The 15,716-nt window shown below is 70.0% G+C and carries 11 protein-coding genes; 4 read left to right on the top strand and 7 right to left on the bottom strand.

The genetic code is table 11. The annotated features are described in order from the left end of the window. Positions 1 to 22: 22 nt before the first annotated feature. The 6 genes from DEI97_RS00235 to DEI97_RS00210 form a co-directional block, all read right to left on the bottom strand. Positions 23 to 739, bottom strand: a complete 717-nt coding sequence (locus DEI97_RS00235) for an alpha/beta fold hydrolase (RefSeq protein ID WP_111075352.1) — start codon at positions 737 to 739, stop codon at positions 23 to 25. Between the two features lie 139 nt (positions 740 to 878). After that, positions 879 to 3,638: a helix-turn-helix transcriptional regulator gene (locus DEI97_RS00230; RefSeq protein ID WP_111075351.1), complete on the bottom strand. Its 2,760-nt coding sequence runs from the start codon at positions 3,636 to 3,638 to the stop codon at positions 879 to 881. 24 nt (positions 3,639 to 3,662) lie between these two features. Continuing rightward, positions 3,663 to 4,007: a S1 domain-containing protein gene (locus DEI97_RS00225; RefSeq protein ID WP_181439289.1), complete on the bottom strand. Its 345-nt coding sequence runs from the start codon at positions 4,005 to 4,007 to the stop codon at positions 3,663 to 3,665. Between the two features lie 7 nt (positions 4,008 to 4,014). After that, the gene (gene aroC, locus DEI97_RS00220) at positions 4,015 to 5,124 is read right to left on the bottom strand and encodes a chorismate synthase (protein ID WP_111075350.1); all 1,110 of its coding nucleotides are present in this window, start codon (positions 5,122 to 5,124) and stop codon (positions 4,015 to 4,017) included. Positions 5,125 to 5,219: 95 nt separating this feature from the next. Next, a complete protein-coding gene (locus DEI97_RS00215) occupies positions 5,220 to 5,807 on the bottom strand; it encodes a TetR/AcrR family transcriptional regulator (protein WP_146248164.1) in 588 nt (195 codons plus the stop codon). Positions 5,808 to 5,868: 61 nt separating this feature from the next. Beyond that, positions 5,869 to 7,188 (bottom strand): carboxylesterase family protein, encoded by a 1,320-nt coding sequence (locus DEI97_RS00210; RefSeq protein WP_111075348.1) that lies wholly within the window; start codon positions 7,186 to 7,188, stop codon positions 5,869 to 5,871. Between the two features lie 155 nt (positions 7,189 to 7,343). Here DEI97_RS00210 and DEI97_RS00205 point away from each other — a divergent pair, with 155 nt between their 5' ends. The 4 genes from DEI97_RS00205 to DEI97_RS00190 all read left to right on the top strand — a co-directional run bounded on the left by DEI97_RS00205 (position 7,344) and on the right by DEI97_RS00190 (position 12,411). Further along, complete coding sequence (locus DEI97_RS00205) at positions 7,344 to 8,144, top strand: sugar phosphate isomerase/epimerase family protein (protein ID WP_181439288.1); 801 nt, start codon at positions 7,344 to 7,346, stop codon at positions 8,142 to 8,144. Beyond that, a complete protein-coding gene (locus tag DEI97_RS00200) occupies positions 8,141 to 9,250 on the top strand; it encodes a Gfo/Idh/MocA family protein (protein ID WP_111075347.1) in 1,110 nt (369 codons plus the stop codon). The genes DEI97_RS00205 and DEI97_RS00200 overlap by 4 nt, the downstream gene beginning before the upstream one ends. An 82-nt stretch (positions 9,251 to 9,332) precedes the next feature. Next, entirely contained in the window at positions 9,333 to 10,028 is a 696-nt protein-coding gene (locus DEI97_RS00195; protein WP_111075346.1) for a hypothetical protein, read from the top strand. Between the two features lie 844 nt (positions 10,029 to 10,872). Then, positions 10,873 to 12,411 (top strand): glycosyltransferase family 39 protein, encoded by a 1,539-nt coding sequence (locus DEI97_RS00190; protein ID WP_111075344.1) that lies wholly within the window; start codon positions 10,873 to 10,875, stop codon positions 12,409 to 12,411. 618 nt (positions 12,412 to 13,029) lie between these two features. On the opposite strand, the gene DEI97_RS00185 is transcribed toward DEI97_RS00190, so the two are convergent. Continuing rightward, positions 13,030 to 15,468, bottom strand: a complete 2,439-nt coding sequence (locus DEI97_RS00185) for a hypothetical protein (RefSeq protein ID WP_111075343.1) — start codon at positions 15,466 to 15,468, stop codon at positions 13,030 to 13,032. Positions 15,469 to 15,716 lie beyond the last annotated feature (248 nt).

Raw genomic sequence — 15,716 nt, 5'->3', positions numbered from 1 at the left:
TGCTGGGTGGGTCGGTGTGGGGTCAGGCCAGCTCGGCGACGGCGTCGGTGATGACGGCGGCCACCTCGGCGGGGTGGGTCTGCATCACCAGGTGCGGGGCGTCGAGCTCGACCGCCCGGCGGACCCCGGCGCGCTGGTACCCGAACCGCTCGACGTCGGGGTTGATGGTGTGGTCGGCGCTGGAGACGATCCCCCACGACGGGCGGCTCTTCCACGCGGCGACGGCCGCGGGCTCACCGAACGCGACCGCGGACAGCGGGCGTTGCGAGACCGCCAGCACCTCCGCCGTCTCCCGGTCGAGGCCGCCCGCGAAGACGGCGGGGAAGGCCTCGATCGCCACCGAGACGTCCGTGCCGGGCTCGGCGCCGTCCACCGGGTACGGCGCGTACACGAGGGCGGCGGCGAGGTCGCTGTCCGGGAAGCCGCCCTGCAGCTCGCCGAGGCTCTCGCCCTCCTCGAGTGCGTACGCGGCGACGAACACCAGCCCGACGACGTTGTCTGCGGCACCGGCGACCGTGACCACCGCGCCTCCGTAGGAGTGTCCGGCGAGCAGGACCGGCCCGTCGACCTGCTCGACGACGGACCGGATGTACGCCGCGTCGGCGGACAGGCTGCGGTTGGATACCGGCGGGACGAGGACCCGGTGGCCCTGCTCGAGCAGGAGCTTCGTGACGGGTGCCCAGCTGGCGGCGTCGGCGAAGGCGCCGTGGACGAGGACGATGGTGGGGGCTCCGGACATGGTGCGTTCGCTCCTTCCCGGTCCGCAGCCCGTGGCGCGGCCCGGCGTCGGTGGTGACCGTGGGGTTCCGCTCAGAAGGTACGAGCGGGCACGACCGCAGCACATCGGTCATGATGACCGAGATCCGCCGCCGGATGACCTAGGGGCGAGCTGCCCGGTCCACGGCGTCGCCGTCGGCCTCGGCCTCGGCCTCGGTCGGCAGCACACCGGGCAACTGCTGGCGGGTCGAGATCCCGAGCTTCTGGAACGCCGCGTACAGGTGCGCGCCGACCGTCCGGGGTGAGACGAACAGGTGCTCACCGATGGCCCGGTTGCTCATCCCGCGCGACGCGAGGGTGCAGACGCGGAGTTCCTGCGGGGTCAGGAGTTCGACGTCGCGTGCCCCGGCGGCCGGCAACCGCTCGCCGGCGGCACGGAGGGCGTCGCGCGTCCGTTCCTCCCACGTCGGTGCCGGCATCGCCGCGAACAGGTCGAGGGCCGCGTGCAGCACCGCCCGGGCGAGCGTCGTCCGGCGTGCTCGGCGCAGTCGGCGGCCCAGTCGGAGGAGCGCACGCGCCTGGACGTACGGCATCGCCCAGCGCTCGTGCTGCAGTGTCACCCACGCCGACTCGAGCTCGTCGTCAGGGACCAGCGCGAGCCGGGTGTAGTCGACGGCGGTCCGGACGATCGGTGCGTGCCAGCGCGCGTGGAGCTGCTCGAGGTCCGCCAGCCGCTGCTCGACGTCGCCGCGTCGGCCCGACTCCAGCGCGGCGTCGACGAAGTCGTGCGAGGTCGCGACGCCGAACCACGGGTGGTACCCGTCGTGAGCCGGGTCGGACAGGCCACGGAGGCGCTCGAGGGCCTCCGACGCACGGCCCGCGAGCAGGTCGACCAGCCCCGCAGCCCCACGCAGCGTCGCACGCATCGCCCCGGACCGGAGGACCTGCGCACCCGCCTGGGTCCCGCCGGCGATCTGCTCGGCGTCGGGCACCACCCCCTCGAGGGCGTCGAACCAGGCGAGCGCACAACGAGCCGCCGCCGAGAAACCGGCGTCACCGAGGTCACGGCCGAGCGACTCGGCCTGCTCCGCGAGGGACCGGGCCTTCGCGACGTCCCCGGCCAGGTACGTGGTCATCGAGGTGCCCATCAGTGCCTGCGGGAACGTCCGCAACTCACCACGAGCCCGCATGCTCGCGAGGGCCCGGTCGAGCAGCACCCGGGCGGTCTCGACCTCGCCGACGAGGTTGAGCGCGTAGCCGAGGAGCCACGCCGACTCCTCGTCCTCGGCCGTCGGAGCCGCTGCGAGCGCGCGTTCCATGACGTGGTCGCCGCGGACCACCGGTTCCGTCCGCGCGGCCAGGAGGATCGCCCGCGGGTCGTCGTCGGGCAGCGCGAGTGCCTCGACCACGACGAGCATCGGGTCCCCCGGGTCGGGCTCGGCGGTGTGGTCCCAGGCGATCGCGGCGAGGTGCAGCAGGGCGGTGGTGGCGTCCTCGACGCCGCCGGCCGCCTGCATCTCGGAGACCGCGTGGAGTGCCGGTCCGAGGTCGCCGACGGCGAGCCCCGTCCGGCCGGTGGGCAGGATCTCGGCGAACCAGGCCGCACGCGCCGCGAGCAACCGGTCCGGCGCCTCGTCGCGGGCTCGCTGCACCAGGAGCGCCGCGTCGGCGATCCGGCCGGACAGCCCGGCGAGTTCCGCCGCGGTGATGCGTCGCTCGACGCGTCGGACGACGTCCGACGTCAGTTCGGCGGCTCGCTCGTAGGCGCGGCTCGCGACGAGCGGATCGGACATCGCCGTCCGTCCCGCGCCGAGTGCGGCGATCTCCTCGGCCAGGGCGTAGTCGTGTCCGGTCGTGAGCTCGGCACGCCACCAGACCGTCCGGGTCGGATCGTCCTCGTGTTCGGTGACGAGCGACCGCAGGACCGCGGTGCGCTCGGTCGGCGACGCAACGGCGAGGACCGCCGACTGGACGAGGGGGTGCCGGAACCGGATCGCGCGCGGGGCCTCCCAGACCAGGAGCGACGACGCCGACGCCTGCTCCGTCCACGTCGGCGGTGGGAACCTCCCGAACGCCCGGGCAGCCACCCGTGCCGCCTCCTCCGCACCAGTGCTGCCGGACAGTGCCACGGCGAGGACCGCCAAGCGGACCGACTGCTCGAGTCCGGCGAAGCGACCGGCGAACTCCTGCTCCACCCGGCCCACCACCGGACGGTCGCGAGCGTGCTCCTCCGACGCCGACCGGCCCAGTTCGCGCAGCGCCAGCGGGTTGCCCTCGGCGCGGAGCACGAGGTCTCGCCGAGCCTGCCCCCGCGGCGCTCCGGGGACGCCGTCGAGCAGCAGGTCGGCGGCCGGCGCGTCCAGCGGCGCGAGGTGCAGCCGTCGGACGCCCGGGTCCTCGGCCGCGTCCGAGTCCCGCGTCGTCATGACGATGACCAGCGAGTCCTCGCCGACCCGGCGGGCGATCATCCGGAGTGCCCACCGCGACGGCACGTCCATCCAGTGCAGGTCCTCGACGACGACCAGGAGCGGACGTGCCGCGGCGGCGTCGGAGAGCAGGGTCAGCGCCGCCAGTCCGGCGAGGAGCGGCGAGGGCTGCACCCCGGACGTGACCCCGAAGGCGACGTCGAGCGCCCGTCGCTGCGGCTGCGGCAGGTCCGGGATGCCCGCCCGCAGGGGGTACAGGAGCAGGTGGAGCGCGGCGTAGGGCTCGCTGGACTCGGCCAAGGTGCCGGTCGTCGTCAGGACCCGGAGACCTCGACCGTCCGCGTACTCGACCAGGTCGGCGACGAGGGACGACTTGCCGATCCCGGCTTCCCCATCGACCACGAACGCGGCACCGCCGTCGGTGACGTGACCGACGGCATGTCGGAGGGCGGCGGTCTCCCGCTCACGCCCGATGACGGGCTGCGCCGTCGTCATGGGGTCAGTATGGCAGCGGCACGGTCAGCTCGCGGAGCCGTCGTCCCACTTGATCGTCAGGATGCTGCTCATCGCGCCGTGGTCGGACGCCTCGATCGGCCCGCCACCCGACCCGCCGTCGGCCACGACGACCGCGCTCGCCTGCCTCCCGTGCGGCGAGTTCGGGGCCTCGTCCCACGCCACGGACACCCGCTCGCCCGGTACCAGGTACCCGAAGTCGCGCCCGACGACCGCGCTGAAGTGCACCCAGACGTCGCGCACCACTGCCGGGAGGCCCGGGTCGCCTCCGACGTCCGGGTCCAGGTCGACGACTCCCCACCCCTCCTCGCCGTTCCAGCTCCGGACCGTCCCGGGCGTCGTCGTCGTCATCGGGCCGTCATGCGCTCGGCCAGACCGGGCCCTCGATCGGCGGGACGGGCAACGACACCGCCCCGTCGTACGCCCGGTGGAGCAGCATGTGGTCCATCAGCACGAGTGCCAGCATCGCCTCGACGACCGGCGTGGCACGGATCCCGACGCACGGGTCGTGCCGGCCCTTGGTCTCCACGACGGTCGGTGTTCCGTCGCGGTCGATCGAGCGGCGCGGGGTCCGGATCGAGCTCGTCGGCTTGATCGCGATCGAGACCCGCAGCTCCTGACCGGTCGAGATCCCGCCCAGGACCCCGCCCGCGTTGTTGCTCGCGAAGCCGTCCGGGGTCAGTTCGTCGCCGTGCTCACTGCCACGCTGGCTGACGCTGTCGAACCCGGCGCCGATCTCGACGCCCTTGACCGCGTTGATGCTCATCATCGCGCTGGCGATGTCGGCGTCGAGCTTGCCGAACAGCGGCTCGCCGAGACCCGCCGGGACGTTCCGGGCCACGACGTCGATCCGCGCACCACACGAGTCACCGGCGGCGCGGAGCTCGTCCATCCGCTGCTCGAGCTGCGGCACGACCGCCGCGTCCGCGGCGAAGAACGGGTTCAGCGGGATCTGCGACTCGTCGACGAAGGGCACGGCGATGTCGTCGAGCTGGCTCATCCACCCGACGATCTGCAGGTCGCACTCACTCCGGAGCCACTGGCGGGCGATCGCACCGGCCGCGACCATCGGCGCCGTCAACCGGGCGGACGAGCGCCCGCCGCCACGAGGGTCGCGCAGGCCGTACTTGCGCCAGTACGTGTAGTCCGCGTGGCCCGGACGGAAGGTGTCGAGCAGGTCCGCGTAGTCCTTGCTCCGCTGGTCCTCGTTCCGGATCACCAGCGCGATCGGCGTGCCCGTCGTCCGCCCCTCGTAGACCCCGGACAGGATCTCGACCCGGTCGGGCTCCCGACGCTGCGTGACGTGCCGGGACGTCCCGGGGCGCCGCCGGTCCAGGTCGTGCTGGATGTCCGCTTCGGTCAGGGGGATCCCCGGGGGGCATCCGTCGACGACGCACCCGATGGCAGGACCGTGTGACTCGCCGAAGTTGGTGACGCGGAACAGTTCTCCGAACGTGCTGCCGGACATGGGTCCTCCAGATCAGTGGTCAGGTGCGCGGTGGCCGGGCGACCCTCGACCGTAGCGCGACGAGCCTGATCGTGGGGCACCCGATCGCGCAGAACTCAGACGAGCGCGACCGCACCCCACCCGGCGCGCATCCGGGCGACGGCCCGGTCCCACCCCGACAGCAGGTCGTTGTCGTCGCGCATCAGCGACTGCACCTGCAACCCCTCGTAGAGGGCGACCAGCTGCTCGGCGGCATGCCGGGGCGACGTCCCGCGCGGCTCGCGACCGGCGACGACGTCCCGCACGAGGGCGAGGGTGATGTCCTCGAACGAGTGGACGTACTGGCTCCGGAACCACCCGGCGGCCGGGTGCGACGGCGCCGAGGCCGCACTGAGCGTGGCGATCCGGATGCGGACGAGCCCCGGATCGGCGAGCCCGGACTGCAGGCGGGCGCGGAGGTACGCGGCAGCGCCGTGCTGTTCGGCGATCGACCACAGGGACGCTCGGTCGCCGTTGTTCCAGCGGTTCATGACGGCGACGACGAGCAGTTCCCACACCGGGTAGGCGTCGGTGACGTCTGCGGGCGTGAGGTCGGCGAGCGCCGCGACCTCGGCGGGCCCGACGGCATGGAAGTCCGAGCGCCGGAATGCCTCGATCGCCGCCTGGACGATGCGGGGACGGAGGTCGGCATCGGGCGCGGGCATGAGGACGATCATCCGGCCCGGGCCCGGGTGGCGCGACCGCCAGTTCGAGGGGTGTGGACAGTCAGCCCCGGTCGAACGTCAGCGTCTCGTCGTCAGCCGCGGTGACCCGTCCGGTGCGCGCGAACTCCGCCCAGATCGCCCGGTGACCCGGCCCGCGCCGTTCGACGGCGGCCCAGTCCTGCTCCGGCACGAAGCGGCTGCCGGCCCACGCCGCTCGGTCGCCGAGCAGCAGTGGCACGTCGCTCATGTGCACCGCCCCCGTCGGCCGGACGGTCACCCCGCGGTGCAGCCGGTAGACCACGGCCCGACCACCGGCGGCGCGGTGTCGGGCGGCGAAGGCCCGGGCGTCGCGGCCGTAGATGACCTCGCTGAGCGGACGGACGAGCCACCACCGGAGCAGCGCCCGGCCGATCCGGGTGCGCGCGACGGCCGGGAGGCCCGGGATCATCGGCACGTAGAGGGCGGCCTCGTCGGTGGCGGACCCGATGAGCACCTCCACGTGCGGGGCCGCGCGGCGCCAGGCGTCCGGCAGGTCGCGTTCGGCGGGCAGCGGTGCGTGCCCGTACTGCGTGCCGAAGGGCATCCCGCCGCGCAGCCCGTACGGCAGCGCCACCTTCTCGGCGGCCGCCTGCAGCGCGAGCACGTCGTCCAACGCGGTGTCCGGGGCAACGGTCCCGACCGCGCGGAGCATCGCCCGGTTCATCCGCGCCCGACGACGCGACAGCCCGAGCGGAGCGCTCTGCACGATGGCCCGCTGGAACAGCCCGGCCGTGCCGTCGGCGACCATCAGGTGCGCGATCGCGTCGCCGCCGGCGGACTGCCCGAACAGGGTGATCCGGTCCGGGTCGCCGCCGAGCCCCGCGATGTTGGCGTGCACCCAGCGCACCGCCTCGACCAGGTCGAGCAGCCCGAGGTTCGCCGGCACCCGCTCCCCGTCGCCGAGGAAGCCGAGCACACCGAGTCGGTAGGTGACCGCGACGACGACGACCCGCTGCTCCTCGGCGAGCGCCCGCGGGTTGTGGATCGGGATGTCCCCGCCACCGACGACGTACGAGCCGCCGTGGATCCACACCATCACGGGCAGCAGTTCGTCCTCGCCGAGGTCCGCGGGCACCGTCACCGACAGGGCCTGGCAGTCCTCGGACACCTCGGCCTCGATCGGGTGGATGAGCTCCTCGAGCACGGGCGTCGCCGGCTGCGGCGGCACCGGCGCGGGGGTGTCGGCGACGAAGTCGGTCGTGAACGGCGGGACCGGTTGCGGTCGCCCGAACCGCTCGGCGCGGGCGTACGGGATCCCGAGTGCGCGGACCACGCCGCCGTCACGGTGGCCGACGATCCGGCCGACGGGCGTGCTGAAGATGCGGGTCGTCGCGGCGGTCACCTTGCAACCGTACGACGGTCCGGGAGGCACGGATCACGTCACACGGGGATGAAAACTACACAGCGGGTGGTTTCTGCGGTAGCGTCGGATCGTCTCGCCGTGGAGCAGTGTCTCCGTCGGCCGCACACCACGTCAGGATCGAAGGAGCCTCTGCAATGCCCACCACCTCTGTGCAGCTGTACTCACTGCGCGACGCGATCGCCGAAGACCTCGACCAGGCCATCGCCCGGGTCCGCGAGATCGGCTACGAGAACGTCGAGCCCTACGCGTTCGTCGAGCGCGCCACCGACCTCGAGCGTGCGTTCGCGGCCACCGGCCTGAAGGCCCCCTCCGGCCACGTCGCCGTGATCGACGCCGACGACACCGCCCCGATCTGGGACGCTGCGGAGCGCCTCGGCATCCACACCGTCATCGACCCGTTCATCCCGACCGACCGCTGGCAGACCGCGGACGACGTCGCGAAGATCGCCGAGCGCGTCAACGTCCTCACCGCCGAGGCCGCGTCCCGTGGCCTGCAGTTCGGGTACCACAACCACCAGTGGGAGTTCACGAACAAGGTCGACGGCCGCACGGTCTACGACCTGTTCGTCGAGCAGCTCGCGCCGGAGACCGTCCTCGAGGTCGACACCTTCTGGGCGACCGTCGGTGGCGCGGACGCCGCCGCCGTGCTCCGTGGCCTCGGCGACCGCGTCGTCGCCATCCACGTCAAGGACGGCAAGGTCGACGGTGACATCCGCACCGCACTGCCCTCGTCCGAGAGCGCCCTCATCGTGCCCGAGGCCCTGCAGCGTGCCTTCGAGAACCAGACCCCGGCCGGCCAGGGCGACGTCGACGTGGCGGGCATCCTCGCCGCGGCGCCGCAGGCCATCCGCGTCGTCGAGTTCGACGCGTACAAGGGCGACGTCTTCGAGGGCATCACCGAGTCCCTCACCTGGCTGAAGGACAACGACAAGTGAGCCGCACCGGCATCGGCATCATCGGCGCGGGGAACATCTCCACGCAGTACCTCGAGAACCTGACCCAGTTCGCCGACGTCGAGGTCCGCTTCGTCGCCGACGTGCTGCTCGACCGGGCCGCCGCCCAGGCCGAGAAGTACGGCGTCGCCGGTTCCGGCAGCGTCGACGAGCTCCTGGCCCGTGACGACGTGCAGATCGTCATCAACCTGACGATCCCCGCCGTGCACGCCGAGGTCGACCAGCAGATCATCGACGCCGGCAAGCACGTGTGGAGCGAGAAGCCGATTGCCACCGACCACGACTCGGCCGCGGCCGTGCTGGCGTCGGCGCAGGCGAAGGGCCTCCGCGTCGCGACCGCTCCGGACACCGTGCTCGGCGCGGGCATCCAGACGGCGCTCCGGGCCATCGCGCGCGGGGACATCGGCGAGCCGCTCACCGCGACGACGCTGTTCCACGTGCCCGGACCCGAGGCGTGGCACCCGAACCCGGACTTCCTGTTCGCCACCGGTGCCGGCCCCCTGTTCGACATGGGCCCGTACTACGTGACCACGCTCGTGCACGCGTTCGGCACCGCTTCGCGCGTGCAGGCCGTCTCGTCGAAGTCGCTCGACCGCCGCACGATCGCCTCTGGTGACCGTGCCGGCGAGACCTTCCCCGTCGAGGTCCCGACGCACCACGCAGCGCTCATCGAGTTCGCCGGCGGGCAGTCCGCCCAGTCGACGTTCTCGTTCCAGCACGCTCTGCCGCGGATGGGCTTCGTCGAGATCAACGGCACCCTCGGCACCATCTCGCTGCCGGACCCGAACACGTTCGAGGGCGAGTCGACCCTCTGGCGCTACGGGCACGACGAGCCCGAGACCCTGCCCGCCGTCGGTTCCACCTGGGGCCGTGGCACCGGGGTCGTGGAGCTCGCCCGCGCGATCGCCGAGGACCGACCGGAACGCGCCTCCGGTGCCGTGGCCCTGCACGTCCTGGACGTGCTGCTCGGCATCCGCGACGCCGCCGAGTCGGGTTCCGCCGTCGAGATCACGTCGTCCGTCGACGCGATCCCGCCGCTGCCGGAGGACTTCGACCCGGCCGCCGCGGTCCTGACCGCCGGCGAGTAGCCGCAGCCCCACCACCGGAACGGCCGGCCCTCCTGCAGGGTCGGCCGTTCCGTGTTCCCCGGCGAGGGAGCAGGATGACGGCATGCGCAACGCGTTCTCGACCGGTTGGCGCATCGCCCGCACACGGCGGTCGGAGTTCCTCGACCCGGCGCGGCTCCGACGCCGGACCGTCGTGACCGGCACGGTCGCCGTCGTCTCGGGCGTTGTCATGGTCATCGCCGATCTGCTCTGGGGCATCTTCGACGGGCCGTGGCCCCTGCGCCTCCTGGCGATCGTCTGCTTGGCGGCCGCACTCGGGTGCCTGGTCGGGGTGTTCCTCCGGGTCGACCGTCGGGATCTCGACCTCCGAGGCACCGCCACCGGGACCGGGACCGGTGACTGGCGCCGCGATGAGCGCATCGACCGGCAGTTCGCCGTTCGTCCTCCGGCGATGTTCCCGGAGGACCGCGACGAGGTCCTCGCCCGGGCCGAGCGCACCCTCGGCCCGTCCGTCGCCCTCGCCGCCCGGTTCGTCCTGCTGCCGATCGCCTGGGCGCTCGTCTGGGCGGGGGCGCTGCTGTCGGGGCTCGGCTCGCTCGACTCCCCGCTCGTGTTGTTCTGGCCACCGATGCTCATGCTGCTGCAGTCGGCGTCCTTCATCGCCGTGGTGACGGGGATCGGGAGGTCCGACGCCGCACGCCACCGAGCCCTCGCGCTCGAGCCGGCCCCGGCCGTCGATGCCCCCGCACGCCGCAACCTCGACCCGCGCGGCTCGAAGATCGGTCTCCCCGGCGACTGACCCCGGTTGCGGCGGGCTGAAAGCGTGAGTCAGATCCGACGTGGGCAGATGTTCGCCTGGCGCATGCCTTCGATCGCCTTCGTCCTCATCGCCGGCCACGCGCTGGCGTACGTCCTGGCATACATGACATGCACACCGCTCCGATCGATGCTGCCTCCCGAGCAACCGACGAGAGTGGCCGCGGGGTCCTTCCTGCGCTTCCCGCCGACGTCAGGGCTGCTCATCAAACCCAGGGCGTCACTTGGATCGCCTCGTTCCCAGTAGCCATCGTCGCAACGGTCCTGGCAACGTGGGCACTTGAGCGCGTCCGAACGGAGGGTGCCGCCCTGGTGTTCGCGAACGCCATGACGATCGTCGGCATCTTCGGATGCGTCGCGGGTCTCGTCGTCGCTGCATTCTGAGTCCTCGAGATTCCGTGACGCGCACTTCCGCAGAGTGCGGCGCACACATCGGCCGACGCACCGCAGCGGCAGGCGAGCTCACCCAATTCTGACATAAGGATGAGTATCGGCTCCAGACCGGTCACCGTCGGTTGCTGCTGGACGCGAGCGGGGGAGGGGGAGGCAGGGTTCCGATAGGGGATCCGTTTTCGAGAGCGCTCGTCATGCCCGAAGCAGCGCTTCGCGCCGGGTCTCAGAAGAGGGGTCCGTATGCCAGTCCGGTGACGGTGCCAGTTCTGAGACCCGCCAGCGCGCCAGACCTCGGGCCGCCCCAGCCCAAGGTCAGCTCCGAGGCCTCCCGCGCATCAATAACGCATTCGATCCCTGCTTGGGTGGAGCGGCCAGTGGGGCAGCAACTCACACCCCAGCGGTGGTGGGAGTGGCAGCGCCGTTAGGCTGCAGCGGTGTCCCACCAAGCTGCAGATCGTGTGACGCCGCAGCGCAACGTTTGGTTGGCAGCGGCCGTGGTCTTCGTACTCGGTGCGGCGCTGAACGTCGCGTGGGCCGCCCAGCGCACCCTCTGGCTTGACGAGTCCGCTTCCGTCATCTCGGCAACGCGTTCCTGGGCGGGGCTCGCCGAGTTGGTGCGCCACATCGACGTTGTGCACGCCGCCTACTACGCGGTGTTGCATGTCTGGTTCGATCTGGTCGGCTACTCGCCGCTCGCGCTCCGCGTCCCATCAGCCGTGGCCGCCGCGGCAGCTGCGGCGCTCCTGGTGCCACTCGGTGCCCGACTGCTCAGCGCTCGGGCAGGAGTGCTCGCCGCGGTCGTGTTCCTCGCGACGCCTGCAGTCCTGCTCGCTGCGACGAACGGACGCTCCCAGGCGCTCGAGATGCTGGCCGCAGTCGCCGCATCCATGCTTTTCCTTGTCGCCGTTGATCCGAGCACGACGAGGAAGCGGTGGCACGCAGCGGCGGCGTGGGCCGGCTACGCGGTGGTCGCGTACGCCGGAGTGCTGCTGGATCTGTGGATCGTGTTCCTCATCGCCGCACACGCCGTGACGGTCCTACTCATTTGGCGTCGTCGAGGCCGTTCCGGCAACCGAGCAGCCGTGATCGGCCTTGGGGTCATCGTCATCGTCGCCGTGTTCTCTGCCCCGTTCGCTGTCCTCGCTGCCGGTCAGAGCGGACAGATCGGCTGGTTGAAAGCGCCGACCGTGTCCAGTGGTTTCCGCACCGTGTTCCGGGACGCGTCGTTCCTGTTGCCGTTGGTGCAGCAGAGCCCTCGATGGCCGACCGTTGCAGCGATCATCAGCTGGCTGCTCGCCATCGTCGGCATCGTGTGGATGCTCCGGACTCGTCGTCTCCGTCCGGCGCTCGGGCTGCTCATTCCGTGGTTCGTGGTGCCGCCGCTCGGGCTGCTGGTGGTGACGGTCCTGGTGTCGCCGACGTTCACCGACCGGTACCTCGCGATGAGCGTCCCCGCTCTCTCCCTCCTCGTCGCAGCCGGCCTCGACGCGCTCATGCGCCGCCGACTGACGGCGATCGTCGCCGTCATCGGCCTCGTACTGCTGCTCGTGCTCGGAGCTTCCGCGTGGAAGCAGGTCCGGTGGGGGATCCCCGTCACCGCAGACTTCCACGCCGTCGCAGACGAGATCCGTACAGAACGTCTGGCCGACGGGACCGATCGGGCCGGCATCATCTACGGCACCATGGCCCGTCCGCCCACACAGCTGCGGGTGGACTACCCGCAACAACTGCAGGGCGTCACGGACCTCGGCCGCACGCCGGCGCCGCCCGCGGATGGGTTCTGGCCGACCCGTGGGGACGTCGGCGCCGCGGTCGGACGCTCCGACTCCGTCGACGTCGTCTGGTACGTCGGACAGACCAACAGCCCCGAAGTGCGACTGGTAACCCAGGCGATCCTGGGACACGGGTACCGCCCGGCCGAAACGAACACCTACGGGGGCGTCACCCTCATCGAGTTCCGCACAGCATCGTAAGAGATCAACCGGCAGCCAGAACGCCCTCGCCAGCCCACAAGCTTCCGACCGAACAGTTCAGTAGCTGAGGCGCCCCGTCACTAGGATCACGCTCATCAGCACGGAGAGCGTCACGGATGGTACGCCGACCCCAAGCGCCACCCACAGCTAGTAGCGGGGCTCACGGCGACGGGTCTCATCCATGCTCCAAGTAGACCACTTGCGATGGGTGTATGTCAGGGGGCCTACCCCACTCGGCATAGTCCCGTCCTTGACTCTTGTGGACGCTTCGCCGCGGCACCCATGGCGCCGGGCGACCGCGCAAAACTGCCCCCAGCTTTTGACTGGAGGCAGTTTCGATTGGACTTATGTTGCCTGTAGCTTAATGGAAAGTGTAATTCACATCCATCGGGCCATATACGGCAAATAATATCAATGCCGAGATAAGCAGGGAAACAATCCCAGCTATGACCACCGTTATAGTTGCCGGTAGACTTCTGCGCACGACGGGTACGAACAAGCCTCCGACTGCCGCCACTGCTCCAAGCCCCGGGAAGAGAGCTGTGGCCAGCGCCACGCCGAGCAAGGTGAGAACAACGGCAATAATCACCCTACGGGACTCGAGAGCCTGCGTGTCACTCAAAAGCCAACCCCTGATCCGGCAGAGGTTTTGCCCGTCTTCGTAATGGCAGCATGGAAGGACTGAACATAGCTGAACGGCGATCCCTTGAAAGCGTAGTCCACTTGGACAGTCTCGTACAAGAGGTCCTTCCCGGCGGGTGAGTAGTTTCCGCAGGCAAGCTTGGTTACGGACGCTCCAACAGCGTACGAGCCGTCGGCGTGACAGCGCTGGTATCCCTTTACTCCGCGATATGCCTTCTTCGACCATGCGTGTACACCGTCGTAATACCACTTCACGTTCATGACCTCCTTCCAAAGGTATCCTCGGGAGTGGCCGCTCACTGAGCCGAACTTTGCGTGAGGCGCGCTTGCGGCTCGCGACACGGCTCCGTTCGAAGTGGCGGCGTCAGTAGTCGTCGCGCTGCTATCCGACGAGTCGGTCATGTCTGCACCGACTTCGTCGTCAACGTCGCCAGTCGCGCTCGGGTCCGCCGAGTCGTCACCAGCACACGTTGACTCGTAGTCAGCCCGATTTAGGCTTACTCCGAGGTTGACAGCCTTCGTCTGCAACGCTGCTGCGCATCGGTTGGAAACCTTCGCGCTGGTGGCTACGAACTGGTGCGCAGGTGTTGCGACTGTGGCCGGCGCTCCCGCCGAGGTCCCGGATACCACGGCTGTCCAGTAGTAGGTCTGACCATCCTGTAGGACCCCGTCCGGGACGGAGTATCCACCAGCGACGGGGCCACTTGTCAGGATCGGGTTCGACTTTCCGTCCGAACTTGCTGACACCGTGTAAACAACCGTGGTGTCATCCGAGAAGATGTCGTTTGCCGACTCGGCAGATACCCACGTACTCGTCGAGGCGTAGGCACCGTCCGCGGGAAGGGTCGTCAGCGGCTCGGTCGCCCAGTCGCCGCCGAGGTGGAACGTGGTTGTCGAGCTCGTGGCAACGGAGCCGTCATTGTTCAGCACCTGCGCCAGAATCTGGTGGTCACCACCCCGGGCGGGGACGGTGACGCGCTGCGTCGTGGCGGCTGCATCGCTCATAGCAGCACTATCGCCCTCAACACCATCAACAGTGGTGGTGAGCTGCTGCCCGGAAGCGCTGTTGGCTGGCGCCTTGACCGTGCAGTTGAAGTCAGCGGTCGGGATAGCAAGAGTGGTTGTGCCATCGCCATACGGGCAGCTGACCGTCGGCGCGATCGGATTGACGTACCAACCCTGCACGTCAATGACGTAGTTGGTCGCTTTCGCGGCATTTCGCAGGGCGATCTTCCCGTTTGCACCAAGAGGCACGGTGATGGTGTTCGTCTGAATTTCGTCTGCGTTGAAGTTAACGACCGACGTTCCGGGTCGGGCGGTGCCATCAGCCCATGCCTCGGCGTAGCCGTTCCCGCCGCCGTGCGCGACGATCAGTGTGAGGACGACCGCGTTGATGCCGGAAGCCATCGTCGGGACTCCAGCGGTGCCAGCGATCTGAATCGAGCGAGTCTCCTGCTCGGCCAGTGCCGTGTTTCCCGTTGCACGGGTGTCATAGGCCCGGCCAGACGCCGGAGTGAACATAGCGCCGTCTTGGTCGCTCGCGGTGAAGTAGCCCTGCAGATCCACGATCAGGCTTGCTGTCGTTGACGAGTTGGCGATCGTCATCTTGCCGGTCGCGGACAGCGGAACCTGGGCCTGAATCGAGGTGCTTGCGGACGGCGCGTAGTGAAGCGAATTCGCAGGCTTCGTAGCCCCCGTCTCGTACGGCGTGAAGTAGCCGTCGGCAGCGGTGGTGTTGAGCGCGATCAGGCTCACAACAGCCCCGGATGCACTGGCGGGTACCCCGTTGGCCCCGCCGACCTGCACATCGACGCTGGCGCCCGGCGCGAGCGTCGCCTTCGGGGCTCCAAGGCCGGCTCGCGTGTCGACGATGCGCTTCGCGAGAGGCACGAAGCCACCGGCGGCGGTCCCGTCCGCACTGGCGGTGTAATAGCCCTGCACATCGAGGATGACCCGAGCAGAGGTCTCGGTCATGACCTGGATCGTGCCATCGGCACCTACCGCGACTACCGCACTGTTGGAGGTGTACTGCCCCGACAGATTGTTGTAGACCAACATCGTGGTGCGCGCCGTGTTGCCATCGGGGCGGCCAAAGAGTGTGCCGTTGTCCGGTGCCGAACCAACCGTCGCGTTCAGAGAAACGGCGGCCACCGACCCATCATCTGGGACGCCTGCCAAGCCAGCGACCTTGATGGTGCGGTACGTCCCTGCCACCATCGGCGTGCTGAAACCGCCGGTGCCCTTCGACGTGTCGAGGATGCGTCCGGTGGTCGGCGTGAAGATCCCGCCGGTACCAGTGTCGCTCAACGCCTGCGCGGGAGCCGCGACCAAGAGTGAGCTGATAAGAGCCAACGCGCCGAGCGCCGCAGCAGCGATGCTGCGGGCTTTCGAGCGTTGGGGGTGCAGTACGCGCACGAGACCCCCTAGTTACGAGACAGCACTACTTGCCGTCGCCGGACGCAGCCTAGGGTTTCCTGGAAATTTGCCGTCTACCCTCGATTGGGGGGTGCTTTGAAAACCCCTGATCGGAGGGGGGTAGTTCCGTGGCCGCCTGAGTGGTCGCTCATGTGATCGCCTACGGTACCCGCCCTAGTCGTGTGCAGCGACGCACGCCCGGGACGCACGAACTCCGCCGCCTCGGCATGTCGCTGGCGGTGAGCGCC

Origin of the sequence: Curtobacterium sp. MCLR17_032, from assembly GCF_003234795.2 — a bacterium.
In the GTDB taxonomy this organism is placed as follows: Bacteria; Actinomycetota; Actinomycetes; order Actinomycetales; family Microbacteriaceae; genus Curtobacterium.
This window is presented reverse-complemented; position numbering and strand designations above follow the sequence as displayed.